Origin of the sequence: Rhizobium sp. BK196 (assembly GCF_014193255.1) — a bacterium.
Classification (GTDB): Bacteria; Pseudomonadota; Alphaproteobacteria; order Rhizobiales; family Rhizobiaceae; genus Rhizobium.
Window position 1 is genome coordinate 40,331 of the sequence record NZ_JACHZB010000011.1, and the last position, 25,415, is coordinate 65,745.

At 57.6% G+C, this 25,415-nt stretch carries 27 protein-coding genes; 8 read left to right on the top strand and 19 right to left on the bottom strand.

The window, feature by feature from the left end; translation table 11 throughout:
- Positions 1 to 73: 73 nt before the first annotated feature.
- The gene (gene trxA, locus FHT78_RS27370) at positions 74 to 394 is read left to right on the top strand and encodes a thioredoxin (RefSeq protein ID WP_183749697.1); all 321 of its coding nucleotides are present in this window, start codon (positions 74 to 76) and stop codon (positions 392 to 394) included.
- A 46-nt stretch (positions 395 to 440) separates the two neighbouring features.
- On the opposite strand, the gene FHT78_RS27375 is transcribed toward trxA, so the two are convergent.
- The 9 genes from FHT78_RS27375 to FHT78_RS27415 all read right to left on the bottom strand — a co-directional run bounded on the left by FHT78_RS27375 (position 441) and on the right by FHT78_RS27415 (position 9,329).
- On the bottom strand, positions 441 to 1,793 hold the full coding sequence (locus FHT78_RS27375) for a folylpolyglutamate synthase/dihydrofolate synthase family protein (RefSeq protein ID WP_183749698.1): 1,353 nt from the start codon (positions 1,791 to 1,793) through the stop codon (positions 441 to 443).
- 30 nt (positions 1,794 to 1,823) lie between these two features.
- Positions 1,824 to 2,726 carry an acetyl-CoA carboxylase, carboxyltransferase subunit beta gene (gene accD / locus FHT78_RS27380; RefSeq protein ID WP_183749699.1) on the bottom strand — a complete coding sequence of 301 codons (903 nt, stop codon included), beginning with the start codon at positions 2,724 to 2,726 and terminating at the stop codon, positions 1,824 to 1,826.
- 39 nt (positions 2,727 to 2,765) lie between these two features.
- The gene (gene trpA, locus FHT78_RS27385) at positions 2,766 to 3,605 is read right to left on the bottom strand and encodes a tryptophan synthase subunit alpha (RefSeq protein WP_183749700.1); all 840 of its coding nucleotides are present in this window, start codon (positions 3,603 to 3,605) and stop codon (positions 2,766 to 2,768) included.
- 6 nt (positions 3,606 to 3,611) lie between these two features.
- The gene (gene trpB, locus FHT78_RS27390) at positions 3,612 to 4,832 is read right to left on the bottom strand and encodes a tryptophan synthase subunit beta (RefSeq protein WP_183749701.1); all 1,221 of its coding nucleotides are present in this window, start codon (positions 4,830 to 4,832) and stop codon (positions 3,612 to 3,614) included.
- A complete protein-coding gene (locus FHT78_RS27395) occupies positions 4,829 to 5,503 on the bottom strand; it encodes a phosphoribosylanthranilate isomerase (protein ID WP_183749702.1) in 675 nt (224 codons plus the stop codon). The genes trpB and FHT78_RS27395 overlap by 4 nt, the downstream gene beginning before the upstream one ends.
- Positions 5,504 to 5,576: 73 nt before the next feature.
- Positions 5,577 to 6,335, bottom strand: coding sequence for a M48 family metallopeptidase (locus FHT78_RS27400; RefSeq protein ID WP_183749703.1), 759 nt, complete (start codon positions 6,333 to 6,335; stop codon positions 5,577 to 5,579).
- Positions 6,336 to 6,425: 90 nt separating this feature from the next.
- Entirely contained in the window at positions 6,426 to 6,860 is a 435-nt protein-coding gene (locus FHT78_RS27405; RefSeq protein ID WP_183734600.1) for a DUF2852 domain-containing protein, read from the bottom strand.
- A gap of 144 nt (positions 6,861 to 7,004) precedes the next feature.
- Positions 7,005 to 8,279 (bottom strand): polyhydroxyalkanoate depolymerase, encoded by a 1,275-nt coding sequence (gene phaZ, locus FHT78_RS27410; protein ID WP_183749863.1) that lies wholly within the window; start codon positions 8,277 to 8,279, stop codon positions 7,005 to 7,007.
- 207 nt (positions 8,280 to 8,486) lie between these two features.
- The gene (locus tag FHT78_RS27415; protein WP_183749704.1) at positions 8,487 to 9,329 is read right to left on the bottom strand and encodes a fumarylacetoacetate hydrolase family protein; all 843 of its coding nucleotides are present in this window, start codon (positions 9,327 to 9,329) and stop codon (positions 8,487 to 8,489) included.
- Between the two features lie 311 nt (positions 9,330 to 9,640).
- On the opposite strand from FHT78_RS27415, the gene FHT78_RS27420 reads away from it, so the two are divergent.
- Complete coding sequence (locus FHT78_RS27420) at positions 9,641 to 10,237, top strand: nitroreductase family protein (RefSeq protein WP_183749705.1); 597 nt, start codon at positions 9,641 to 9,643, stop codon at positions 10,235 to 10,237.
- Positions 10,238 to 10,296: 59 nt separating this feature from the next.
- Here FHT78_RS27420 and gyrB read toward each other — a convergent pair whose 3' ends face one another.
- The 5 genes from gyrB to FHT78_RS27445 all read right to left on the bottom strand — a co-directional run bounded on the left by gyrB (position 10,297) and on the right by FHT78_RS27445 (position 15,621).
- Entirely contained in the window at positions 10,297 to 12,732 is a 2,436-nt protein-coding gene (gene gyrB, locus FHT78_RS27425) for a DNA topoisomerase (ATP-hydrolyzing) subunit B (RefSeq protein ID WP_183749706.1), read from the bottom strand.
- A gap of 133 nt (positions 12,733 to 12,865) precedes the next feature.
- Positions 12,866 to 13,243 carry a helix-turn-helix domain-containing protein gene (locus FHT78_RS27430; protein WP_183749707.1) on the bottom strand — a complete coding sequence of 126 codons (378 nt, stop codon included), beginning with the start codon at positions 13,241 to 13,243 and terminating at the stop codon, positions 12,866 to 12,868.
- Positions 13,240 to 13,809 carry a Smr/MutS family protein gene (locus FHT78_RS27435; protein ID WP_183749708.1) on the bottom strand — a complete coding sequence of 190 codons (570 nt, stop codon included), beginning with the start codon at positions 13,807 to 13,809 and terminating at the stop codon, positions 13,240 to 13,242. Before FHT78_RS27435 ends, FHT78_RS27430 begins: the two co-directional genes overlap by 4 nt.
- Positions 13,809 to 14,924, bottom strand: coding sequence for a murein transglycosylase A (locus tag FHT78_RS27440; RefSeq protein WP_183749864.1), 1,116 nt, complete (start codon positions 14,922 to 14,924; stop codon positions 13,809 to 13,811). The genes FHT78_RS27435 and FHT78_RS27440 overlap by 1 nt, the downstream gene beginning before the upstream one ends.
- Complete coding sequence (locus tag FHT78_RS27445) at positions 14,917 to 15,621, bottom strand: Tim44/TimA family putative adaptor protein (protein ID WP_183749709.1); 705 nt, start codon at positions 15,619 to 15,621, stop codon at positions 14,917 to 14,919. Before FHT78_RS27445 ends, FHT78_RS27440 begins: the two co-directional genes overlap by 8 nt.
- Before the next feature lie 126 nt (positions 15,622 to 15,747).
- Here FHT78_RS27445 and FHT78_RS27450 point away from each other — a divergent pair, with 126 nt between their 5' ends.
- Complete coding sequence (locus tag FHT78_RS27450) at positions 15,748 to 16,266, top strand: FxsA family protein (protein WP_183749710.1); 519 nt, start codon at positions 15,748 to 15,750, stop codon at positions 16,264 to 16,266.
- Positions 16,267 to 16,362: 96 nt separating this feature from the next.
- Entirely contained in the window at positions 16,363 to 16,845 is a 483-nt protein-coding gene (gene secB, locus FHT78_RS27455) for a protein-export chaperone SecB (protein WP_183749711.1), read from the top strand.
- A gap of 59 nt (positions 16,846 to 16,904) precedes the next feature.
- On the opposite strand, the gene dnaQ is transcribed toward secB, so the two are convergent.
- The 5 genes from dnaQ to FHT78_RS27480 are packed head-to-tail and all read right to left on the bottom strand — an operon-like array spanning position 16,905 to position 20,530.
- Positions 16,905 to 17,621, bottom strand: coding sequence for a DNA polymerase III subunit epsilon (gene dnaQ, locus FHT78_RS27460; RefSeq protein WP_183749712.1), 717 nt, complete (start codon positions 17,619 to 17,621; stop codon positions 16,905 to 16,907).
- Positions 17,622 to 17,627: 6 nt separating this feature from the next.
- On the bottom strand, positions 17,628 to 18,224 hold the full coding sequence (gene coaE / locus FHT78_RS27465) for a dephospho-CoA kinase (RefSeq protein ID WP_183749713.1): 597 nt from the start codon (positions 18,222 to 18,224) through the stop codon (positions 17,628 to 17,630).
- Positions 18,224 to 19,081, bottom strand: a complete 858-nt coding sequence (locus FHT78_RS27470; protein WP_183749714.1) for a shikimate dehydrogenase — start codon at positions 19,079 to 19,081, stop codon at positions 18,224 to 18,226. Before FHT78_RS27470 ends, coaE begins: the two co-directional genes overlap by 1 nt.
- A complete protein-coding gene (locus tag FHT78_RS27475; protein ID WP_183749715.1) occupies positions 19,074 to 19,673 on the bottom strand; it encodes a Maf-like protein in 600 nt (199 codons plus the stop codon). The genes FHT78_RS27470 and FHT78_RS27475 overlap by 8 nt, the downstream gene beginning before the upstream one ends.
- 35 nt (positions 19,674 to 19,708) lie before the next feature.
- A complete protein-coding gene (locus tag FHT78_RS27480) occupies positions 19,709 to 20,530 on the bottom strand; it encodes a pyruvate, water dikinase regulatory protein (RefSeq protein ID WP_183749716.1) in 822 nt (273 codons plus the stop codon).
- A gap of 402 nt (positions 20,531 to 20,932) precedes the next feature.
- Between FHT78_RS27480 and hemE the strand changes: the two genes are divergently transcribed.
- The 4 genes from hemE to mnmE all read left to right on the top strand — a co-directional run bounded on the left by hemE (position 20,933) and on the right by mnmE (position 25,398).
- Positions 20,933 to 21,970 (top strand): uroporphyrinogen decarboxylase, encoded by a 1,038-nt coding sequence (hemE, locus tag FHT78_RS27485; RefSeq protein WP_183749717.1) that lies wholly within the window; start codon positions 20,933 to 20,935, stop codon positions 21,968 to 21,970.
- Positions 21,970 to 22,506, top strand: coding sequence for a protoporphyrinogen oxidase HemJ (gene hemJ / locus FHT78_RS27490; protein WP_113322176.1), 537 nt, complete (start codon positions 21,970 to 21,972; stop codon positions 22,504 to 22,506). Before hemE ends, hemJ begins: the two co-directional genes overlap by 1 nt.
- A gap of 198 nt (positions 22,507 to 22,704) precedes the next feature.
- Complete coding sequence (rho, locus tag FHT78_RS27495; RefSeq protein WP_029868909.1) at positions 22,705 to 23,970, top strand: transcription termination factor Rho; 1,266 nt, start codon at positions 22,705 to 22,707, stop codon at positions 23,968 to 23,970.
- 105 nt (positions 23,971 to 24,075) lie between these two features.
- On the top strand, positions 24,076 to 25,398 hold the full coding sequence (mnmE, locus tag FHT78_RS27500; protein WP_183749718.1) for a tRNA uridine-5-carboxymethylaminomethyl(34) synthesis GTPase MnmE: 1,323 nt from the start codon (positions 24,076 to 24,078) through the stop codon (positions 25,396 to 25,398).
- Positions 25,399 to 25,415: the final 17 nt, after the last annotated feature.

Here is a 25,415-nt window from a genome sequence, read left to right on the forward strand (position 1 = left end):
TATCGGACATTGAAATTCCGGCGCCGCACCCTCACATGTTACGCAACAGCAAATTCCGGTAAAGGAGCAGCCTATGACCACCGTTAAGGTCGATATCAACAACTTCCAGTCGGAAGTTCTGGAATCCGCAGAACCCGTCGTCGTCGATTTTTGGGCCGAGTGGTGTGGTCCGTGCAAGATGATTGCTCCGAGCCTCGAGGAAATAGCTACGGAATTGGCCGGCAAGGTCAAGGTTGCCAAGCTCAATATCGATGAAAACCCGGAACTGGCTGCCCAGTTCGGCGTTCGCTCGATCCCGACGCTTGCAATCTTCAAGGGCGGCGAAGTAGCCGATATCTCTGTCGGCGCAAAGCCGAAGACGGCGCTTTCAAACTGGATTTCCAGCGCAGCCTAACGATATCGAATTCGATGCAAAAAGCCTGGCCAATGCCGGGCTTTTTTCATTTTGGGGGAGTGCCGTTTTCCGCCAGCACTTCGCCGACGAGATAAAGTGAGCCGCCGATCAAAATACGCGGTGGCGGCGCCTCGGGGTCGGCTGTCGAAGCGATGGCTTGCAGGGCTTCGACGACTGAGGACATCGGTTCGGCCACGAGACCGGCATCATAGGCGGCATGGGCCAGAATCACCGGATCGATCATCGCCTCGCTGCCGTGGATCGGCACGCAATAGATTTTCTCTGCGAGGCCCGCGAAGGCCTTGAAATAGCCGACGGGGTCCTTGGTGTTGATCATGCCCGATATCAGAAACAGCGGACGAGACTGGCGCTCCTCGAAATTCGCCATGGTTTCGGCAATCACTTCACCGGCACCCGGATTGTGGCCGCCATCGACCCAGATTTCCGACCGTGCCGGCGCATGGCTCAAAAGCCTGCCTTTCGTCAGCTTCTGCAGGCGGCCCGGCCATTCCACCGTTTCCATCGCCTTTTCCATCATCGGTTCGGTGACGGTGAAGCCCGCAGCCTTGACGGCGCGGATGGCGGCAGCGGCATTGGCATATTGATGGCGCCCGGGGAGGCGCGGCAAAGGCAGATCCGCCAAGCCGAATTCATCCTGATAGATCAGCCGGCCATATTCCTCATGCGCGATGAAATCCTGGCCGAAAACGGCACTTGGGCAGCGCAGCCGCTCGGCGGTCGACATCAGCACATCGAGGGCTGCGTCATAGTCCTGATGGCCGATGACGACCGAATTGCCGCGCTTGATGATGCCGGCCTTTTCCGCAGCAATCAATTCCACCCGATCGCCGAGATAAGGCTGATGATCGAGTGAAATCGGCATGATGACCGAAACGGCGGGATCCTCGATGACGTTCGTCGCGTCGAAACGGCCGCCGAGACCGACCTCGATGATTGCCGCATCGGCCGGATGTTCGGAAAAAAGAATGAAAGTGACGGCCGTCAGGATTTCAAAGACGGTGATCTTCTCACCATCATTGGCCTTGGTCACGCGTCGCAAAGCTTCTGCGAAAACGGCATCATGAACCAGCTGTCCACGCCCGCCTGGAACACCTAGACGGTAGCGTTCATGCCAATTTACGAGATGCGGAGATGTATGGACGTGAACGCTATATCCGCCCGCTTCCAGGAGTGCGCGGCAGAAAGCCGATGTTGAGCCCTTACCGTTGGTGCCGGCGACATGGATGACGGGAGGAAGGTTGCGCTCGGGATTGCCGAGTGCTTCCAGAAGACGCTTGATGCGGTCCAATGACAGATCATAGCCTTTGGGATGCAATCCCATGAGCTTTTCGATCTCCTGTGCCGCCTCACTCACCACGATCTGGCCTCTGTCTGTCATCGGCCCGCCCTATTCTGTGAGGTCTGCTGCTCAGGCGCTCGCCGCCAGAGCAATCATCCCATTGGCATCATTTGCTGCCGTAGCCGGCTTCTTGGTCAGAATCTTCAACAGGCGCGCCAGCGTCTCCGGGATATCGTGCCGCTTGACCACCATGTCGACCACGCCGTGTTCCAGAAGATATTCCGACGTCTGAAAGCCCTCGGGAAGTTTTTCACGCAAAGTCTGTTCGATGACGCGCTTGCCGGCAAAGCCGATTTCGGCGCCCGGCTCGGCCAGATGAATGTCACCAAGCATAGCGTAGGACGCCGTTACGCCGCCCGTCGTCGGATTGGTCAGAACCACGATATAGGGCTGGCCTGCTTCCTTGAGCATGTCAACCGCAACCGTCGTGCGTGGCAGTTGCATCAGCGACATGATGCCCTCCTGCATACGAGCACCGCCGGAAGCCGGGAACATAACGAGCGGGCACTTTTCCGCAATCGCGCGTTCGAACGCTTTGACGATAGCCTCGCCAGCAGCCATGCCGAGCGAACCGCCGATGAAGTTGAATTCATGGACGACGGCGACGAGCTTCAGGCCTTGCACGCTGCCGAGACCGGCAAGGATCGTGTCTTCCTGCTCGGTCTTGAGACGGCTGTCACGCAGACGATCGCTATATTTCTTGGAATCGCGGAACTTCAGCGGGTCCTGGGCGACCTTGGGCTGTGGCAAAGCTTCATATTCGCCGTTGTCGAACAGGTCGGCAAGGCGCGCCTTTGCCGGCATCTTCATGTGGTAGCCGGAAGCGGGGATGACCCACTTGTTGCTTTCCAGGTCCTTGTGAAAGACCATCTCACCCGTTTCCGGGCACTTGATCCAAAGGTTCTCCGGCACTTCGCGACGGCCCAGCATGGAATTGATCCGCGGGCGAACGTAGTTAGTGATCCAGTTCAACTCGAATACTCCTGATTGACTAGTGCCAATGTGGGGAAACTATTCGGCAGCAACAAGGCGCGCCGAACGCGTTCCTGTGGAAAGACCCCGAACCAGCGTCGCAACGGCTTGAACCGTATCCGCTGTCGCCTTCCCCTCTGCCGTCAGGCTGTTGGCCACCTGATTGACGATTGCGGTGCCAACGACGACGCCGTCGGCCGAAGCACCAATGATCTTTGCGTGTTCAGCCGTTTTGACGCCGAAACCGACGCAAACGGGCAGATCGGTATGGTCCTTGATGCGCTTGACTGCGCCCGATATCAGCGACGGATCCGGCAAGGCCGAACCGGTGATGCCGTTCATCGAGACATAATAGACGAAGCCCGACGTATTCCTCAAAACGGTCGGCAGGCGCTTTTCATCTGTCGTCGGTGTGGCCAAACGGATGAAATTGATACCCTTCTTCAGAGCCGGGATGCAGAGCTCGTCATCCATTTCCGGCGGCAGGTCGACAATGATGAGGCCATCGATTCCGGATGCCAGCGCATCATCGAGAAACTTTTCGACGCCGTAAATATAGATCGGGTTGTAGTAGCCCATCATGACGATCGGCGTCGTATCATTGGTCTTGCGGAAGTCGGCAGCGAGCTGCAGCGTCTTCTTCAGCGTCTGGCCGCCCTTGAGGGCACGCTGGCCGGCGAGCTGGATCGCGGGACCATCGGCCATCGGATCGGAAAAGGGCATGCCGAGCTCAATAACGTCCGAACCTGCTTCCGGCAGCGCCTTCATGATGCCGAGCGAGGTCTCGTAATCAGGGTCGCCTCCCATGAAATAGGTTACGAGCGCCGGGCGGCCTTCCGCCTTCAGATCGGCGAAGCGTTTGTCCATACGTGCGGTCATATTTCTTTACTCACCCATTCCCAGGATCTTGCCGACGGTGAAGATATCCTTGTCGCCGCGGCCGGAGAGGTTCATGAGGATGATCTCGTCCTTGCCCATCTTGGGCGCGCGCTTGATGACTTCGGCAAGCGCGTGCGAAGGCTCGAGCGCCGGAATGATGCCCTCAAGGCGCGTCAGCGTCTGAAAGGCTTCAAGCGCCTCATGGTCCATGATCGGCACATATTCGGCACGGCCGATATCATTCAGCCATGAATGTTCCGGGCCAATGCCGGGGTAGTCGAGGCCAGCCGAGATCGAATGACCTTCCTTGATCTGCCCGTCATTGTCCTGCAGCAGATAGGTACGGTTGCCGTGCAGTACGCCCGGCGAGCCGGCTGTGATCGAAGCGCAGTGCTCATCGCCCTGCAGGCCCTTGCCGCCAGCTTCAACGCCGACGATCTTGACTTCCTTGTCGTCGAGAAAGGGATGGAAGATGCCGATCGCATTCGAACCGCCGCCAACGGCAGCGATGACGAGATCCGGCAGACGGCCTTCCGCTTCCAGGATCTGCTGCTTGGCTTCCGTGCCGATAACGGCCTGGAAATCGCGCACCATTTCCGGATAGGGGTGCGGACCGGCAGCCGTGCCGATCAGGTAATAGGTGCTGTCGACATTGGTGACCCAGTCACGCAGCGCTTCGTTCATAGCGTCCTTCAGCGTGCCGCTGCCGGCCGTGACAGGCTTTACCTCGGCACCCAGCAGCTTCATGCGGAAGACGTTCGGCGCCTGACGCTCGACGTCGGTGGCGCCCATGTAGACGACGCAGGGCAATCCGAAACGGGCGGCGACGGTGGCAGAAGCCACACCGTGCTGGCCTGCACCGGTTTCGGCGATGATGCGGGTCTTGCCCATGCGCTTGGCCAACAGGATCTGGCCGATGCAGTTGTTGATCTTGTGCGAGCCGGTATGATTGAGCTCTTCGCGCTTGAAATAGATCTTGGCGCCGCCGAGATGCTCCGTCAGGCGCTCGGCGTAATAGAGCGGGCTCGGGCGGCCGATATAATGGGTGCCGAGCTGCTTCAATTCCGCCTGGAATTCCGGATCGTCCTTTGCCTTGTTCCACTCTTCCTGCAGATCGAGGATCAGAGGCATCAGGGTTTCGGCCACGAAACGGCCCCCATAAATGCCGAAGCGGCCGTCTTCGTCCGGACCGGCGCGGAAGGAATTCGGTTTAGGCGTCTCGTTCAATTTACACTCCCTGTGGTCGTTTCAGGCATACATGCCTGTTCAACCGCATCGAAAAACTCATCGATCATGTCCAGGCTCTTCACGCCCGGTGCACTCTCGACACCGGAGGCGGTATCGACACCCGGCGCCTTCGTCATTTCAAGAGCCTGGCCGACATTGGCCTTATTAAGTCCGCCTGACAGCATGTAGTCGACATTGCCGTCAAGCCAGGTGAGCAGGCCCCAATCAAAGGAAACGCCATTGCCGCCTGGCAGTTCGGACCCTTTTGGCGGCTTGGCATCAAAGAGAAAACGGTCAGCGATGCCGATATAGGCTTCGACCCTCTTCAGGTCGTCGGCGGTGCGGACCGACAATGCCTTGATGACGGGGATGCCGTACATCGCCTTGATGGTCAGCACGCGCTCGGGGCTCTCGCTGCCGTGGAGCTGCAACATGTCCGGTCGCAAAACTGCAACGATTTCATCGAGATCGTCATTGCTCGGATCGACCACGACGGCGACGATCTTCGCCTTGCCGCGAGCCGGTTCCGCGAGCTTGCCGGCAATATCCGGCTCGACATAACGCGGGCTTTTCTGGAAAAAATTGAAGCCGATATGCGTCGCTCCGCGCTTCAATGCGCGCTCGACAGCCTCAGGCGTCTTCAAACCGCAGATCTTGATATCCGGTCTCATGGCAGCGAAGTGACACGAAAAGGGAAAAGAGTCGAGCCAATTTGCAAATGCTCGCCGTATTTAACGCTGACGCTTAATCGAACTCTATCGCGTGCAATTGGCTGCCGTGGCGTTTCAGCCAGGATTTAGCCTCTTCCATGTGCGGGCACAGCTTCTTGCAGAGCGCCCAGAAGTGCGGACCGTGGTTCATTTCCTTCAGATGCGCGACCTCATGGGCGGCAAGATAATCGATAACCGAAGGCGGCGCCATGACGATGCGCCAGGAGAAGCTCAGGTTTCCTTCCGAGGAGCAGGAACCCCAGCGGCTGCGGGTATCTTTCATCGAAATCGAGCGGATCGGCGCCTTGATGGAACCGGCATGCAGCCGCGACAATCTCTCAAGATCACTGCGCGCCTCTTTCTTGAGGAAGGTCGCGATGCGCCGGCCAATATGTTCCGGCATGCCGCTGACGCGGAGTACCGGTTTGCCGCCCGTCACGACGGCCTCAGTCAGCCCACGCAGGCTGCCTGTGTGCTCGATACGATGTCTGACACCGCGAAAGAGAATTTCACCACCGTCGCGCAGGCCGGTATCTGTCGAGAATTTCGCAAGCTTGGTCAGCAGCCAGCCCTGATGCCGATCAAGGAAGGCGTTGACTTCGCGGGCGGCAAGTCCCTTCGGCACCGTCATCTTAAGAGCTCTGCCGCCCGGCTCGATACGGAGCGTGATCCGGGTGGCGCGATCATGCTGCTTGATCGTCAGGGGCATCAGACGGCCGGCGACATCGAGCGTCCGCGTTTCGGGCGGCACCGGTTTTCTCGTCGGGCGGCGAATCTTCGGGAGCGGAAACATAGGGATTTTCTATATGATTCGGCGGAAATCCGAGCAAAGAAAAACCGGCATCGGAAGCGATGCCGGCCGTAGATTTTCTGTGATCACACTTTACGGCGTCTGGTATTCGGCGACCGGACCATTGTCGTCGCGTCTGCCGTTCTTGCGCTCGCGCATGAAGCGATCGAATTCTTCCTGATCCTTGGCGCGACGGAGCTCGCGCAGGTAGGAATCGAACTCCTCACGCATTTCATCGAGCTTGCGGCGCTCCTCCTCGATACGATCGAGCTCGGCCTTGCGCCAATCGTCGAAGGCGACATTACCCGTCGAGAAATGCGGGCGGTGACGGCCGTGCGAACGGCGGCAGCCTGCAAAGAAGCCATCCGTTGCCTGGTTAACGTCACGCTTGAAGCCACGCAGCCGCTCGCCGAAGATGATGTAGGCAAGCATGGCCAGCCCCAGAGGCCAGAAGACCATGAAGCCGAGGATCATCAAGGCAACGGTAGCCGGAGTCCAATCCGGGCGAAGCAATGCTGACTGGTTCATCGTGCGGTATCCTCGCGTTCAGCACCCGACAGGATGCCGAGTGCTGAAAAAACAGATGGTTACCGCTGAACCGGCCTTCAAGACGATTTCAGGTTAAATCGAATAAGACCTTGAATCGATGGCATTAAATCAGCGTTTTCTAACTCACGCGGATTTGCCACCTTTTATGACGCGCTGAACCGCCGGTTTCTTCGCTCGCGAATGCTGGCGCGTGAAGGAGACGATACGAGGTGCGATCTCTCGGCGGAAGCGAGAACCGTTGAAGACGCCATAGTGGCCGACATCCGGCTGCAAGTAGTGCATGCGCATATGTTCAGGGATGTTTACGCAGATGGACTGCGCGGCCTGAGTCTGGCCGACGCCGGAGATATCGTCGTTCTCGCCTTCGACCGTCAGCAAAGCCACATTACGGATCACAGCGGGGTCAACGCGCTTGCCGCGATGCATCAATTCGCCCTTCGGCAGCGCGTGTTTCATGAAGACCTGCTCGACCGTCTGCAGATAGAATTCCGCGGTGAGGTCCATGACGGCGAGATATTCATCATAGAAATCGCGGTGCTTTTCCGGTTCGCCGTCGTTCTTCACGAGATGCATGAAGAACTCCTTGTGGGCGATCAGGTGACGGTCGAGGTTCATCGACATGAAGCCGGAAAGCTGCAGGAAACCCGGATAGACGGGGCGCATGAAGCCCGGCTGCGGCCAGGGCACGTTCATGACGACATTGTCGGCAAACCATTCGAGCGGGCGCTCCTTGGCAAGCTTGTTGACGGCCGTCGGATTGATACGGGTATCGATCGGGCCGCCCATCAGCGTCATCGACGACGGAGCGAGCGGATCCTTGGCCTCTTCCATGATCGCAGCAGCTGCCAGCACCGGCACCGAGGGCTGACAGACCGCGATGACATGCGTGTCATGGCCAAGGAAATGCAGCATCTCGATGACGTAGTCGATGTAATCGGAAAGGTCGAAGGTACCCTCCGTCATCGGCACCATGCGCGCATCGACCCAGTCGGTGATATAGATGTCGGCGTTCGGCAAAAGTGCTTCGACAGTGCCGCGCAGCAGCGTCGCATAGTGGCCGGACATGGGTGCGACGATGAGGATGCGCGGATCGCCATTATGGCCAGCCGGCACATCGCGGGAGAAATGCAGGAGACTGCAGAAGGAGCGCGTCCAGACCACTTCCTCGCGAACCGTAACCTTCTTCCCGTCGATGACGGTCTCATTGAGCCCGAATTCCGGCTTGCCATAACGGCGCGTCGTGCGCTCGAACATTTCGAGGCTGGCCGAAATGGTGCGACCGATCGGAGTCTGCGAGAAGGGGTTCAGCGGATTGGCATAGGCAAAACGCATCATATCGGCTGCAGCGCGGAAGGGAGCCAACGCTGCATGGTTCAATTCGTAAAGCTGGTAGAACATGAAGGGCGCCACCTTTCTCTATCCGGCAAAGACGGCGCCAATTGAAGGGCACCGGACTCTTTCCGTTAACGCTGGCACATCAACGTAGGCTAACAGGTTTTTGTTGCACAGCAACATAACATTACAGTCCGAAAGAAAAATGCCGGAAAATTGATCCCCGGCATTACCTTGATGCACAAAGTTTAAGCTTTTCAGCCGGAAAAATAGTTAACGATCCGCTACGAAGAGCTGCTTCTGAGTGCCGAGACCTTCGATACCGAGTTCGACGACATCGCCGTCCTTCAGGAAGCGCGGCGGCTTCATGCCCATGCCAACCCCCGGAGGCGTGCCGGTAGAAATGACGTCACCGGGCTGCAGGGACATGAATTGGCTGAGATAGGACACGACGAAAGCGACACCATAGACCATGGTCTTGGTGGAGCCGTCCTGCATCATCTGCCCGTTGACCTTGAGCCACATGCCGAGGTTCTGCGGGTTCTCGACCTCATCCTTGGTGACGAGCCAGGGGCCGATCGGCCCGAAGGTGTCGCAGGACTTGCCCTTGGTCCACTGGCCGGAACGCTCGGTCTGGAAGGCGCGCTCGGAGACGTCGTTGGAGACGCAGTAGCCGGCGACATAATCCAGGGCCTCGGCTTCGCTCACATATTTCGCGGTTTTGCCGATGACAACACCGAGCTCGACTTCCCAGTCGGTCTTTTCGGAACCGCGTGGGATCTGGACATTGTCGTTCGGGCCGACGATCGCCGACGTTGCCTTCATGAAGATAACGGGCTCGGGCGGCACGGTCGCGCCGGTTTCAGCCGCATGGTCGGAGTAATTCAGGCCGATGCAGATGAATTTGCCGGTGCCGGCAACGCAAGCGCCGATACGGCCGGGCGCGAGTTCCGGCAGGCTCTTCGGATCAAGGGCGGCGATCTTTGCAAGACCTGCCGGCGTGATCGCCTCGCCGCCGATATCGGCGACATGGGCGGAAAGATCGCGGATCTTGCCATCGGCATCGAGCAGGGCCGGCTTTTCGCGGCCCGCTTCTCCAACGCGCATCAGCTTCATGAATATCCTCCTCATGGAAAGCGGGGTGCGCCACCTATGAACGAATTATTCATCGGTGTCATTATGCCTTTCTGCACAAGCGGTACGCTCGGCTAGAAAATTTCAGGGCACATTAGAACCACTCCCACCTGTCGGACCTGCTCGAGTTGACGCCGCCTTAGCGTGAATCTTCGCGAGCGTAAGGCTGATTCTACAACTGATCGTGTGATGGCTGCGACCAAACTGTGCTTGCCAAGCAAGCGAGGACGGAAATATCACTTAAGTGGTCCCACAATGGAATCCCCGTCCATCGCCAACATCCGGAAGCCAGCATGACGAAAGCCAACAGCCGCGAATCCGAATATCCAATCGATCCGATGTTTCTCGACCGTTGGTCACCCCGCGCCTTTACCGGCGAGATCATTGAAGAAGCCCAGATTCTGACGCTGCTCGATGCAGCGCACTGGGCGCCATCTTCCGCAAACTTGCAGCCATGGCGCTTCCTCTACGCATTGAAAGGCTCCGAGCACTGGGAAGAATTCGTGAGCCTGCTCGTCGAATCCAATCAGGAATGGGCGAAGAATGCCTCGGCACTGATCTTTGTGATCTCGCGCAGCTTCAACGGCGCTCGCAGCGAGGGACGGTCAAGCTACACACACTCTTTCGATGCCGGCACGGCCTGGGGTCACCTTGCCATTCAGGCCCGTATTTCCGACCTCTATGCTCATGGCATGGGCGGCATCAAGCATGATGAGATCAAGGAAAAGCTTGGGATCCCCGATGGCTATCGCGTCGAAGCCGGCATTGCCGTCGGTCGCATCGCCGACAAGAGCATCCTTTCTGAGCGCAATCGTGACCGCGAATTTCCGAGCCAGCGCAAGCCGCTCTCGGAGGTCGTCTTCAACGGCCATTTCGTCGGAAACGATTGATTGCAAAATAAAAAGCCCCGCGAGCCGATGGCTGCAGGGCTTTTTGGTGACCGGTTCGGTCAGATATCGAGGTTGGCGACGCTCAGCGCATTGTCCTGGATGAATTCGCGGCGCGGTTCGACTTCATCGCCCATGAGGCGGGCAAAGAGACCATCGGCATCGGTCGCATCGCTGACCTTGACCTGCAGCAGCGAGCGAACGTTCGGATCGAGCGTCGTTTCCCAGAGCTGCTCGGCATTCATTTCGCCGAGACCCTTGTAGCGCTGCATCGTTAGTCCCTTGCGGCCGCTGGCGAAAATCGCATCAAGAAGAGCGCGCGGGCCGGAAATTTCGACATCGCCATCACGTCGGCTCAGTGCCGGTGGCGTTTGATAAATTTCCTTCATGCGTGGCGTCAACTGATCGATAAGACGGGCATCCTGGGAGCCGATCAATGCCATGTCGAGCACGATGACTTCCTTGACGCCGCGAACCATGCGTTCCAAACGAATGCCGCCCTCGCTGGTGAGGTTACCTTCCCAGCCGCGTTCAGTTTCCTCAGCGATAAGGTCGAGCCGCTTGGCGACTTCGCCCGCCAATTCCAGAGCACGGTCCGCATTGCTGACGAGTTCGGCATTGAGGGCACCGGCGATCGCCGCCTGTTCGACGACGGCACGATTGTAGCGCGAATGCAGATTATCGAGCAGCGCGCGCAGACGCAGGGCATCATGAATGACTTCATTCAGATCCTGCCCGACGCGAACTTCGCCGCTGGCGAGCTTCAGCGCCGCATCTTCCAGCCCCTGACCGATCAGATAATCTTCCAGCGCTTTTTCATTCTTGACGTATTGCACCGACTTGCCGCGCGAAACCTTATAGAGCGGCGGCTGGGCGATGTAGAGATGGCCACGCTCGATCAGTTCCGGCATCTGGCGGAAGAAAAAGGTAAGCAGCAGTGTGCGGATGTGGGCGCCATCGACGTCGGCATCCGTCATGATGATGATCTTGTGATAGCGCAGTTTCTCGGCATTGAACTCATCCTTGCCGATGCCGGTGCCAAGCGCGGTAATGAGTGTGCCAATTTCCTGGCTCGACAGCATCTTATCGAAGCGGGCACGCTCGACATTCAGGATCTTGCCGCGCAGCGGCAGGATTGCCTGATTTTCACGCGAGCGTCCCTGCTTTGCCGAACCGCCTGCCGAGTCACCCTCGACGAGAAAGACTTCAGACTTGGCTGGATCGCGTTCGGAGCAGTCGGCCAGCTTGCCCGGCAGTGAGGCAATATCCAGCGCACCCTTACGGCGCGTCAGCTCGCGCGCTTTGCGCGCAGCTTCACGGGCGGCAGCGGCTTCGACGACCTTGCCGACGAGAACCTTGGCTTCGCCGGGATGTTCCTCGAGCCAAGTGCTGAGCGCTTCGTTGACCAGGCTTTCGACGACCGGGCGCACTTCCGAGGAAACGAGTTTGTCCTTGGTCTGCGAAGAGAATTTCGGATCCGGCACCTTGACCGAAAGAACCGCCGTGAGGCCTTCGCGGCAGTCGTCGCCCGTCAGCGTCACCTTTTCCTTTTTGGTGATGCCGGATGTGTCGGCATAGGAGGTGATCTGGCGCGTCAGCGCGGCACGGAAGCCTGCCATATGCGTGCCGCCGTCGCGCTGGGGGATGTTGTTGGTGAAGCAGAGCACATTTTCGTGGTAGCTGTCGTTCCACCACATGGCCACTTCAACGGTAATGCCATCTTTTTCGCCGCGGATCGCCACGGGCTTTTCAACGAGCGGCTTCTTGGCGCGGTCGAGATAGGAAACGAAGGCTTCAAGGCCGCCGTCATAGACCATCTCTTCCTGCTTGATATCGGAGTGACGTTTGTCCGTCAGCAGAATGCGGACCCCTGAGTTGAGGAAGGCGAGTTCGCGCAGGCGGTGCTCGAGCGTGCCGTAGTCGAACTCCGTCATCGTGAAGGTTCCTGAGCTCGGCATAAAGCTCACTTCCGTGCCGGTCTCGTTGCCGGCCTCGCCTGTTACCTTCAGAGGGGCATCCGCGACACCATGGGTGAAGCTCATCTCGTGGATCTTGCCCTGGCGACGGATCTTCAATTTCAGCCAGACGGAAAGTGCATTGACGACCGAAACGCCCACGCCATGCAAACCGCCCGAAACCTTGTAGGAATTCTGGTCGAACTTACCGCCGGCATGGAGCTGGGTCATGATGACTTCAGCTGCCGAAACGCCTTCGCCGCTGTGAATATCGGTCGGAATGCCGCGGCCGTTATCCGTCACGGTCACAGAGCCATCCGGATTGAGCGAGACGGTGACAATGTCGGCGTGGCCGGCCAGCGCTTCATCAATCGCGTTATCGACGACCTCATAGACCATGTGGTGGAGGCCCGAGCCGTCGTCAGTGTCGCCGATATACATGCCGGGGCGTTTGCGCACGGCATCGAGGCCTTTCAGGACCTTGATGGAGTCTGCGCCATATTCGGTGTTTACGCCGTTTTCCGTCGCGGGTGCATCGGTCATTCTGTCGAGATTTTCCCTGTTGTCGTCAGCAACGGCGCGCCTTGCGAATCACCGGCTTTTTCAATGTTGAATATAGGTTTTTTGCAGCGAGTTCCCAATGGCAAGGTCCTAAAACAAGGCATAAATCAGGGGATTATGACGCTTTTCCGTCCACTTTGCCGCCATTTTCAAGAAGCGCCGATAACCGGGCGATATCGGCGCTGTCAAGGCTGCGGATTCGCTTGGCCAGCCGATTGGCAAAATCGGTGTATTCGGGCGGCAGCCCCGAAGTATCGACGACAACACGCGGATCGGAAGAGCCGGCAACGAGGAAGAGTTCCTCGGCCTCATCCCAGATGATGTTGAAGTAGCCGGCGATGCGCTGCAGCAGATCGAAGCTCGGCATGCCGCGCTTTCCATGCTCGAGTGCCGAGAGATAGGCGGGTGAGACATTGAGCGCCGCCGCCATCTGTTTTTGCGTCACGCCCTTGCGGGCGCGCAGCTTGCGGACTGCTTCAGCAAACGGCGTCATGAGTTTTCCCCGGCACGCCGCGACAGGCGGATATAGAGGGCACCAGCCCCACCGTGATGCTGGGCCGCAGGTTCGTAGGACGAAATCAGAAAACGGAACTCCGGTTTGGAAAACCAGAGCGGCACCGCGCGCTTCAACGCGCCCTCGCTGCCCATGGAGCTGCCCTTGCCGGTAATGACGAGGACATGCCGCATGCCGCGTTCATGCGCACGGATCAGGAAATCGAGCAGGAAGGAATGGGCCTCACTCTGGACCATGCCATGAAGATCGATCCGTGCTTCCAGCGCCAGCTTGCCTTTGGCGATCTTGCGCTGGACCGGCCGCTCCAGCGGATGGTGGACGCCCGAAGACTGTTTTGCGGGGATCTGGGCTACTGCTTGCTGCGGAACCGGTGTGGCCGTCTTCTGCTTCTCCGCCTTTTCTTGTTCGGCGGCCGCTTCAGCCTCCGCCAGGAAGGCATCAAGGGCCGTCAGTTCATCCGTCTTGCCGGGCATAGGCCGGGTACTGCGGGCGACCTTGCCCCAGAGGATTCTCTCGTCTGCGCTGAGCTTGCGGTCCTTCGCCATCAGAGGAACCTCGCTGCAGCGGCATTGGGGATGAGAATTACAAAATCGGCATCGTTGCGTACCGTTCCCGCCAACTCTCCTGCATCATAGCCCGAACCAGTGAAAATATCTCCGCGCGCCGGACCGACAATTGCCGAACCGGTGTCCAGCGCCAGCATCAGTCGTTGAAACGGCTTACCGGCATCAAGGTGTGTCAGGGTTTCGGAACGGATGAAAAATGGAAAACCGAACGTGTGGATCAGGCGGTCGACGGCGAGCGATCGTCCCGCGAGCAGCGGCACTTTTGCAGCGGCGATCGGCCCTGAATTTGCATCGTCGACCGGTACTTCACGAAAGAAAATATAGGACCGGTTATGCCATAGGACTTCATCGACCTGGTCCGGATGAGCGGCAAGCCATGCACGGATCGCCTGCATCGAAATTTTTGCGCGATCGATCTCGCCGCGGTCGATCAGCAGCTTGCCAATAGCCGAAAATGGATGACCAGCTTTTGCGGCGTAGGTGATGCGGCCAAGTCTGCCATCCGGATAGCGCAGCCGGGCAGCGCCCTGCACATGGACAAAGAAAAGATCGACCTTCGAATTTACCCAAGCGATCTCAAGACCACGGCCTTCCAGATAGCCCTGATCGATGTCGCGGCGATCCGGATAGGCATCGATCAGCCCGTCCCGCACACGCCCGAATGCGTAGGAACTATCGAGATTGCCTGGACGATTTTGATCGTCGAGGTCGACAAGATCCTCCGGTCGCCGGTAGATCGGAAACCGATAGGTCGCGTCCCGTCTGTCGGAAACTTCGATTTCGGGTTCGTAAAAGGCGGTGACGAAACCGCTAGCGTCGTCGGCCCGGACAATCCGAAATGGCTGACAGTACTTCTCAAAAAAGGCGCGTGCTTCCTCCGCTGAAGACGGACGAAACGCCTCTGCTTCCTTCAGCAATGGAAGTAGGTCAGCTGAACTCAGCCCCAGCGACCCCATACGATAGGGTTTGGTTTCGGAAATATGGCTGCGACAGGTAGCCATGACTTCAAAAAGGCTGGAGGGATCGTCATCCCTCCAGCCTTCCAATGCGTCGAAACTGACTGCCTGAAGGGCGAAGCCTACTGCGTCACTCATGTTCCGATTCGGTCGCGACGAGTTTCCAGTTGGGGTCGCGCGAGCGCGTATCGCGAGCGAAGGTCCAGAGATCGTTGACCTCGGCGACATTTTCGGCGTCGCCATCGATCAGCACGTCGCTCTTGTCGTAGGTCGCTGAGATCAGCTGGCTGATGATGCGCACAGTGATTTGCGCCTCGCTGCCCTTGGTCTCGGCATGCGTGATCTCAGCCTTGTCAATGCCCACGAAGGTGGACTTCATCTTCTCGCCCTTGTTTTCGCGATCGCTGATCGCCGCATCAAAGCCGTCATAGACCTCCCGGGATAGAAGATTCTTCAGCGTTTTGCGGTCGCCATCAGCAAAGGCCATGACGATCATCTCGTAGGCCATGCGGGCGCCATTCAAGAATTCCTTCGGGTCGAAGGAGGCATCGGCTCTGCTGAGCGCGCGCAGCGATTCGTTCAGCGGCGTGCCGGCTGGTGCGAAAGCATCGATGGCAGAGAAGCGGTCTTCCTCTTCCCCGTTCACATCGCGCCGCGGCAGGGTTACGACCTTGCCGACATCGGCCGTATCGTTCTGCGCGGCGTCCCGTGGCGTATAGAGATCACGCGGCGGCTTCTCATTTCCGGTGCGGCGTCCAAGAACGGACCGAAGCTGAAAGAAAATCAGCACCGCCGCCACCAGAAAAAATAAAGTGATGAAGTCGTTTGAACTCATATCCCGCCGTTCGCTGTTAACATCCCTGATTTCTAACCCCATATAGTCCGGCTATACGAATGATTCAAATCATGGCTGGTATCTTGGCCAGTGCCAAGAGGAGCCCGGGGCACCCGGGAGAAAGAGATGCGTTTTTCCATGCTCCCGGTTTTTGCGCTGCTTCTGCCGCTTGCCGAAATCGCGGGTTTCGTGATTGTCGGCCGCGCAGTCGGACTTGCTGCGACGCTGGCGCTTGTCGTGCTGGGCTTTGTCCTCGGCTCGTTCCTCTTGCGCCGGCAAGGTATCAGCATCCTGCGTCGCATGTCGGCCGAAGGGCGCAACGGTACCATGCCCGGACGGGAATTGCTCAATCCGGCGATGACCGTAATCGCCGCGCTGCTCCTCATCATCCCGGGCTTTCTCTCGGATATACTGGCGATCCTGCTTCTTATTCCGCAGGTTCGAAACCTGTTTTGGCGGTCGATTGCAAAGCGTTTCGTTGTGGTCGATCTCGGCAGTAGGGGCTTTTCCTCATCCTCGCATCCGGATTTTCAGAGCCGGTCGGGCAAGCCAGGCGATTCAAAGGTGGTCGATCTTGATGAAGAGGACTATCATCGGCAACCGAACGGAAAGTCACCCTGGTCCCGCAAAAGGCTCGGCGACTAGGCCGAGGCACGCTAACTGCCCAGAGGCCCAGGGTTGTAAGCCCCTCCCCGAAATGTTAGATGGCGGCACCATCCAATGCCCCTCGAGGAAAAGCCCATGGCAGACGACAACAACAGCAACGGCGCAGCGAGCCCGACCCTTTCGATCCTTGCCCAGTACGTAAAGGATCTTTCCTTCGAAAACCCGGGCGCACCCCGCTCCCTTCAGGCCCGCGACAAGGCACCGGCGATCAACATCAATGTGAACGTCAATGCCAATCCGCTGTCCGAAACGGATTTCGATGTCGTGCTTTCGCTGATCGCTGAAGCCAAGGAAGGCGACAAGACGGTCTTCCATACCGAGCTCGTCTACGGCGGCGTCTTCCGCGTTGCCGGCTTCCCCCAGGAGCACATGCTGCCGGTTCTCTTCATCGAGTGCCCGCGCATGCTCTTCCCGTTTGCCCGCCAGATCGTTGCCGACGTCACGCGCAATGGCGGCTTCCCGCCGCTGATGATCGACCCGATCGATTTCGCACAGATGTTTGCACAACGCGTTGCCGAAGAACAGGCCCGCTCCAAGGTTCAGGCCGTTCCGAACTAAGCCGATCTTTACAGGCACTCGAAATCAAATGCCCGGGTGACACCCGGGCGTTTTTATTTTTAGTTGAGCTGACCATATTTCGACCAGACGGCCTTTTGACCGAGTTTGGCGATCAGGGCCGCATGAGCCTCGGCTTCCGCTTCGCTCAATCGCGGCGCCAGCGGCCGCGGCCTCTCCATGATGGCAGCGACCACGACTTCTTCCACGTCGGCATTGTCCTTGCTCTGGCGCGCAGATCCTGCGACGCCGAGCCCCAATGCAGCCTGCCGGCCGCCAATCATCTCGATATAGACTTCAGCAAGGAGTTCGGAGTCGAGGAGAGCGCCGTGTTTGGTGCGGTGCGAGTTGTCGATGCCGTAGCGGCGGCAGAGAGCGTCGAGCGAGTTCGGCCCCATTGGATGCTTGCGGCGGGCAAGCGAGAGCGTGTCGACGACGCGATCCGGCAGGATCGGCGGCAGGCCGAGCCTGGCAAGCTCGGCGTTCACAAAGCCCATATCGAAAGTGGCGTTATGGGCGATCCACTTGCCATCGCCGAAGAATTCCAGGATCTGCTCGACGACCTCAGCGAAAGGCGGCTTGTCCTTCAGAAATTCGTCAGTGATGCCATGGACGGCGAGCGCGTCTGGGTGAACCTTCTGATCACCCGGATTGACGAAAAGGTGAAGCGTCCTTCCTGTCGGAAAATGATTGAAGAGTTCGATGCCGCCGATTTCGATGATGCGGTCCATGCGGTTGTCGAGGCCGGTGGTTTCCGTATCGAAAATGATTTCACGCATTCGGGATTATTCCTTCGTTATCCGCTTCTTCAAGTCGGCGACGATATCTGCCACTTGTTCTCTCGTCGCCTCTATGGCGTGGCTGCTATCCACGATGTAGTCGGCCCGACGGCGTTTCTCCTCATCCGACATCTGGCGGGAGAGAATCATATTGAATTTTTCTTCCGTCATGTTCGGGCGCGCAAGCACCCTCTCCCGTTGAATCTGTGGATCGGCGCTGACAACGACAACGACATCCACTCTTTGATCGGCGCCGGTTTCAAAAAGCAGAGGGATGTCGAGCACCACCATGTCTGTCCCTGCCTTTTTCTGCCGTGCCAAGAATTCATTCTCCCGCTTGCGCACCAGGGGATGAACAATCTTTTCCAGCCGCTTGAAGCCGGCTGGATCTCGAGCGAGTTGCCGCCCAAGTTCCTGACGGTCGACAACACCGTTTTTCATCGTCCCGGGGAAAGCCGCATCGACCAGAGGTGCCGCCTCGCCTGCATAGAGATCATGCACGACAGCATCCGAATCGTTGACCGCGACACCGGCTTCAGCAAAGAGCTTCGCCGCCGTCGACTTGCCCATTCCGATGGAGCCGGTAAGGCCGATCTTCAGCATCAGTGTTTTTCCATGTCCGCGATGATGAGGGCACGCAGTGTTTCATCGACGACAGGCCGCCTGCCGAACCACTTTTCAAATCCAGGTACCGCCTGATGCAAAAGCATACCGAGGCCATCGACGATCGCAAATGCCTGTTTTTCTGCCTGGGCGAGGATCGGTGTTTTCAAGGGCACGTAGACGATATCGGTAACGACCGCGTCGGAACGCATCGGGGAGAAATCGATTGCGGGTGCCGCCTCCCCGTCCATGCCGAGAGAGGTGGTGTTGATGAACAGCCCTGCTCCGGTCATTACTTCGGCGAGTGCTGCGGTCGGATGTGCGTGGACCTTTGGGCCGAAGCGGTCGGCCAGTTCCTGCGCCCGCTCGACTGTACGGTTGACGACGTGGATTTCTTTGAAGCCGCGGTCGCGGGCCGCCTGGATGACAGCGCGACTCGCGCCGCCGGCGCCGAAGACGACGACCCGGTCATGCCGGTCCCATCCGGGGTGGCGTTCATCGAGATTGGCGGTAAAGCCGCGGCCGTCGGTGTTGGTCGCAAGAAGTTTTCCATCCTCCAGCCATAGCGTATTCGATGCGCCGAGTTCTTCTGAAAGCTCGTCCGGTTGGTCGGCCAGCTTGAACGCCATCTCCTTATGCGGAAGCGTGACATTGCCGCCAACGAAACCGGCACTACCGTTCCTTAACGAGACGATGAAATCTGCAAAACTTTCGGGGGCGACCTCGTACGCTTGGTAGCTGCCAGGCAGATCGAGCGTCTTCAGCCAGTAGCCGTGGATCAATGGTGAGCGCGAGTGTTTGACGGGAAAGCCAGTGACAAACGTTTTCGGCCCATGTGTTTCACGTGAATCATCCATCGATCGCATCCAGCTCCCGGAGTTTTGCGAGAAGAGGCAACATCGGCAGACCGAGGATCGTGAAATAATCTCCATCGATCTTCTCGAACAGTTGAATTCCCTCACCTTCAAGCTGATAGGCACCGACGCTTGCCAGAGCCTTTGGTCCCACGCGCTTTAAATGGCGCGCGATAAAATCATCGGTCAGCGGACGCATCGTCAGTTCCGCGTGCGCTACATGCCGCCACAAGACTTCGCCATCTCTGACAATCGCAACCGCGCTGTTCAACCGATGTGTTCTGCCGCCGAGCATGCTCAGATGACTGGCAGCGTCCGCCATATCCTTCGGTTTGTGAAAGACCCGAGCGGCGAGCGACATCGTCTGGTCCGAGCCGATGACGAGCGCCCCTTTAAAGCGCTGGCTGACCTCATCCGCCTTCGCTTCGGCAAGAACAAGCGCCACCTCATCCGGCGTGGCGCCCGATTTTTCCAGAGGTGCCTCGATCGCCCGTTCATCGACATGAGCGGCATGCGCTTCGAAGGCCAGACCTGCATTTTCCATCAGCATCCGCCGGAATGGGCTTAATGATGCGAGCACGAGCTTTGGTGTCATTCCAGGTCCTCGGGAGCGATTCGATCGTTCAGCGCTTAACGCAGCTTCGGACGCAGGGCAACGATAGCCGCTGCCGTTTCCTCGATCGAGCGCCGGGTGACGTCGATCATTGGCCAGTTGTGGCGAGCGCAAAGAGATCGCGCATATTTCAGCTCCTCCGAGATTGCTGCGCGGTCGGTATAGTGCTCCCGGTCGAAACCTTGCGTCGATCCGAGCAGACGATTTTCGCGCACCTGAGAAATCCGATCCGTGGTGGCGATGAGGCAGACGATCAGCGGTTTCGTCGCCGTCGCCAATGCATCAGGCAAAGGCACACCATAAACGATCGGGATATTCGCAGTCTTGATGCCACGGTTTGCGAGATAGATGCTGGTCGGTGTCTTCGACGTGCGGCTGATGCCGACGATGACAACATCGGCTTCATTGTAATCCTCCGGCATCTGACCGTCGTCATGGTCCATGGTGAAATTCAGCGCTTCGATGCGCGCGAAATAGCCGGCATTCATCACGTGCTGAGCGCCGACCCGCCTTCTGGAGGGAGCGCCGAGATAGATCTGGAACGCGCCGATGACAGGCTCCAGAACATTGACCGAGGCAACGCCCATTTCCGCGCAGCGTTCATCAATGATGCTGGCAAGCTCCGGATCAACGATCGTGTAGAGAACAATGCCAGGTTCGTTATCGATCGCCTGAAGCACAGGCATCAGCTGCTTGCGGTTCCGGATCAGCGGATAGACATGTTCGATCGGCTGAGAAGACTTGAACTGAGCCGAGGCGGCTCGGCCGGCGGAGATCAGAGTCTCTCCGGTCGAGTCAGAAATCAGATGCAGATGGAAGAAGTTCGTTCTGTTCTCCACGCTATTTTCCGCTGCCTGTTGAAAAGACTGGACAGGGAAGAGCTAATGGCGTGGCCGGGATCGAGGCAAGGGAAAACATGCCTCCTTATCCACATCCGGAATTCTCGGAGGCCGTCTCAGAGGCGCTTGTGGAGTATGGGGATAGTGATCATGCTTCTCGAAGCGATGCACAGCTTGTCCACAGGATAGGTGATGAGATGAATTCCTGGAACCTTCTGGAATTCCTGCGGTATTCGAATTTTCTATTGCTTTAAACGCAAATATACGAATTTCGATTCACATCAACCCCACGTGCGTGACAAATCGCGCCGGCAGTGGATGGATTTTAATCCTTGATAGACACCGACTCTAAGAAATAGAAACCTTTTAAAATATCTTTGGATTTTTATAGGGAAGAAGCGCTTGAGTGAAACGCGCCGGAAAATCATGCGGGTTCTTGATGGCGAGACCCTTACGCCCCCTCCCCTCTGGCTCATGAGACAGGCAGGGCGCTATCTGCCTGAGTACAGGGAAACACGCGCCAAAGCGGGAAGTTTCCTCGATCTCTGTTATTCACCTGATCATGCCGTCGAGGTCACACTTCAACCGATACGTCGCTATGGCTTTGACGCAGCTATCCTGTTTTCCGACATCCTGGTCGTCCCTGATGCGATGAAGCGCAATGTGCGCTTTACCGAGGGGCATGGTCCTGAAATGGATCCGATCGACGAGACGGGCATCGCGGTTCTGAATGGAGAAAACGTTGTCGATTACCTGCAGCCAGTCCTTGAGACGGTGAAGCGTCTGAGGAATGAGTTGCCCTCCGAGACAACCCTCCTTGGTTTCTGCGGCGCGCCCTGGACGGTAGCGACCTATATGATTGCCGGTCACGGCACGCCGGATCAGGCGCCTGCTCGCCTCTTCGCCTACAAGCATCCGCGCGCCTTCGAACACCTGCTGATGCTGCTTGCGGATGTCTCCGCCGACTATCTGGTGGCACAAATCGATGCGGGCGCTGATGCGGTGCAGATCTTCGATTCCTGGGCGGGTGTTCTCGGCGAGAAGGAATTTGAAGCTTTCGCAATCCGTCCCGTGGCGCGGATGATCGCGTCGATCAGAGCGCGGCGACCACAGGCGCGGATCATCGCCTTTGCCAAAGGTGCAGGCTACATGCTTAAGACTTACCGGCAGAAGACCGGAGCAGATGCCATCGGGCTCGACTGGTCCGTACCACTCGCCTTTGCGGCCGAGTTGCAGAAGGACGGACCAGTGCAGGGCAATCTCGATCCGATGCGTGTCGTGGCCGGCGGTCACTCGCTGGAGGAAGGTATCGATGACGTTCTTCAGGCGCTCGGAAACGGACCGCTGATCTTCAATCTCGGTCATGGCATCACGCCGCAAGCGGATCCGGAGAATGTGCGCCTTCTCGTGGAACGCGTGCGTGGCACGGGGGCTGCGTGATGGAAAAACAGACGGATCAAAAACCGGGTGCCTATGCCCGCCGGCGTGCGCATTTTGCGCTCGCCTTCTTCGCTCTTCTGGCTGTCGGGCTTTTCGTCTGGAACCCTGATAATCTCTATCTCTGGATCAAGGCCCTCCATATCATCGCCGTGATCTCGTGGATGGCCGGGCTTTTCTACATGCCCCGCCTTTTCATCTACCACACGGATGCGGAACCTGGTTCGGTTCAATCCGAGACCTTCAAGGTGATGGAGCGCCGGCTGCTCAAGATCATCATGAACCCGGCGATGATGCTGACCTGGATCCTTGGTCTTTATCTCGCCTGGTCAGTCTATGATTTTCAGGGAGGCTGGCTACATGCGAAGATCGGGTTGGTTGTTCTGCTGACCATCGTCCATGTCTTCTTCAGCAGAGCTGTGCGGGCGTTTGAACGGGATGAAAACCGTCGCTCGGCGCGTTACTGGCGCTTCATGAACGAGGCGCCAACGGCACTGATGATCCTCATCGTCATCCTGGTGGTAGTGAAACCTTTTTGAGACCCAGGAGTTGCCGAGGTTAAATTTCAGACATTTTAAGCAGCCCCCTTGCGGGCCGGGTTCTGACTCGCTATTTTCCGGCCATCTCATCTTCGTGGCATGTGTGTAGAGTTCAGTCGCCTGCGAGCCCCTTTCGCAGTACCGAATACGACCCAACATCGCCTTTCCCCTTATAAAATAACGAGTATTGGTCACTTCATGGCTGAAATGAAGCTTCAGGAACTTAAGAGTAAATCCCCAACGGATCTTCTGGCTTTTGCCGAATCGCTCGAGGTCGAGAATGCGAGCACGATGCGAAAGCAGGAGCTCATGTTTGCAATCCTCAAGGTTCTTGCCAGCCAGGATATCGAAATCATCGGCGAAGGCGTCGTTGAAGTCCTGCAGGATGGTTTCGGGTTTCTGCGCTCCGCAAATGCCAACTATCTGCCCGGCCCGGACGATATCTACATCTCTCCCTCCCAGATCCGCCGCTTCTCTCTGAAGACCGGCGATACGGTCGAGGGTCCGATCCGCGGTCCGAAGGAAGGCGAACGCTATTTCGCGCTTCTCAAGGTCAACACAATCAATTTCGACGATCCCGAAAAGATCCGTCATAAGGTTCACTTCGACAACCTGACGCCGCTCTATCCGAACGAGCGTTTCAAGATGGAACTGGATGTTCCAACTTCGAAGGATCTTTCGCCCCGCGTGATCGATCTCGTGGCGCCTCTCGGCAAGGGTCAGCGCGGTCTGATCGTTGCTCCACCACGCACAGGTAAAACGGTTCTCCTCCAGAATATCGCTCACTCGATCACGGCCAACCATCCGGAATGCTATCTAATCGTGCTGCTGATTGATGAACGTCCGGAAGAAGTCACGGATATGCAGCGTTCGGTCCGCGGCGAAGTCATCTCTTCCACATTCGACGAGCCGGCGGTTCGGCACGTGCAGGTCGCCGAAATGGTGATCGAAAAGGCCAAGCGTCTCGTGGAACACGGTCGGGACGTTGTCATCCTGCTCGATTCCATCACCCGCCTTGGTCGCGCCTACAATACCGTCGTTCCTTCATCGGGTAAGGTTCTGACCGGTGGTGTCGACGCCAATGCGCTCCAGCGCCCCAAGCGCTTCTTCGGTGCTGCACGCAACATTGAAGAGGGTGGTTCGCTGACCATCATCGCAACGGCTCTCATCGACACGGGTAGCCGTATGGACGAAGTCATCTTCGAAGAATTCAAGGGTACCGGCAACTCTGAAATCGTTCTCGATCGTAAGGTTGCCGACAAGCGTATCTTCCCGGCCATGGATATCCTCAAGTCTGGCACGCGTAAGGAGGACCTGCTCGTCCCGCGCCAGGATCTGCAGAAGATCTTCGTTCTGCGCCGTATCCTCGCCCCGATGGGAACGACGGATGCGATTGAATTCCTCATCGACAAGCTGAAACAGACGAAGAATAATGGTGACTTCTTCGACTCGATGAATACCTGATTATTAGCCGGATTCCTCAAGTTGGGGCTGGTGAGTCGTTTACACGACCCGCCAGCCTTTTCTGTTTCGATTGATTCGGAAACGAACCGATAGGCCGAACACGATATGGAAACGTGGAATGACACCATATTTGCGCTTTCGAGTGGCACTCCGCCGTCAGGTGTGTCGGTTTTTCGTGTCAGTGGTCCGCAGACCTGTCTTATCCTGGAGGCGTTAATTGGTGGGATTCCATCACCGCGAACCGCCGCTTACCGAACGATTCGGACTCGGAACGGTTTTCCCATTGATGCCGGGCTAGTTCTTTTCTTTCCTGGTCCGGCCTCCTTTACCGGCGAGGACTCCGCCGAATTCCAGGTCCACGGTTCGAAAGCGGTTGTATCGGCTCTATCGAGAGAATTGGCGACGTTTTCCGGGACCAGACTAGCAACGGAAGGCGAATTCAGCCGCCGCGCCTTTGAAAACGGTAAGCTTGATCTCGTCGAAATCGAAGGATTAGCGGACCTTATTGCGGCCGAGACGGAAATGCAGCGTCGTCTGGCGCTGGAGCAAAGCTCGGGTGGTCTGTCTCGCCTATATGATTCGTGGGCGGAACGAATTACGCGCTCGCGCGCCTTGCTCGAAGCCGAACTGGATTTCCCGGACGAGGATGACGTCCCTGGCTCTGTCTCCGATCAGATCTGGGTGTCACTATCGGAGCTTCGAATAGAGATCGAGGATCATCTTTCCCATGCCGATATGGGGGAGATTGTACGGGATGGTTTTAAAGTTGTTATTGCAGGGGCGCCCAATGCCGGTAAATCCAGCTTGATGAACTGGTTTGCGCAGAGGGACGTGGCAATTGTTACCGATATAGCTGGCACTACACGTGACGTGCTTCATGTCGACATCAACCTGAATGGTTATCTGGTCAAGCTTTATGACACCGCGGGTTTGCGAGACACAGCTGATATCGTGGAGCGAGAAGGTATCAAGAGAGCGCAACTGGCATTGAGTAATGCTGATCTTGTGCTCTTCCTGACCGATATGGGGTCGCCGACGCCGATAGATCCTGCCGACTTGGAACGAGCTCCTTCGCATGTTATTGTTGGCACCAAGCGGGACTTATATCCTTCAGTTGTTTCATACGACCTTCAGATTTCTACAGTGACGGGTGAAGGTCTTCCGGAACTTCGGGATTTTGTTTCTTCCTTCATCGAACAGAAGTTTAAGGGGCTGTCTTTATCTGTTCCGACGCGGGAGCGGCATAAGGATTCGCTTTTGAGATGCCTGAGCGCTTTATCGGCGGCAATCGATGAGGTAGAACAAAACCTGGAAATCAGGGCGGAATCGCTTAGGCTTGCCAGTGATCATCTGGGGCGTATTACTGGACGGGTCGACGTTGAGGATCTTCTTGGCGTCATCTTTTCGGAGTTTTGTATCGGAAAATGATTCACGTGGAACACGCA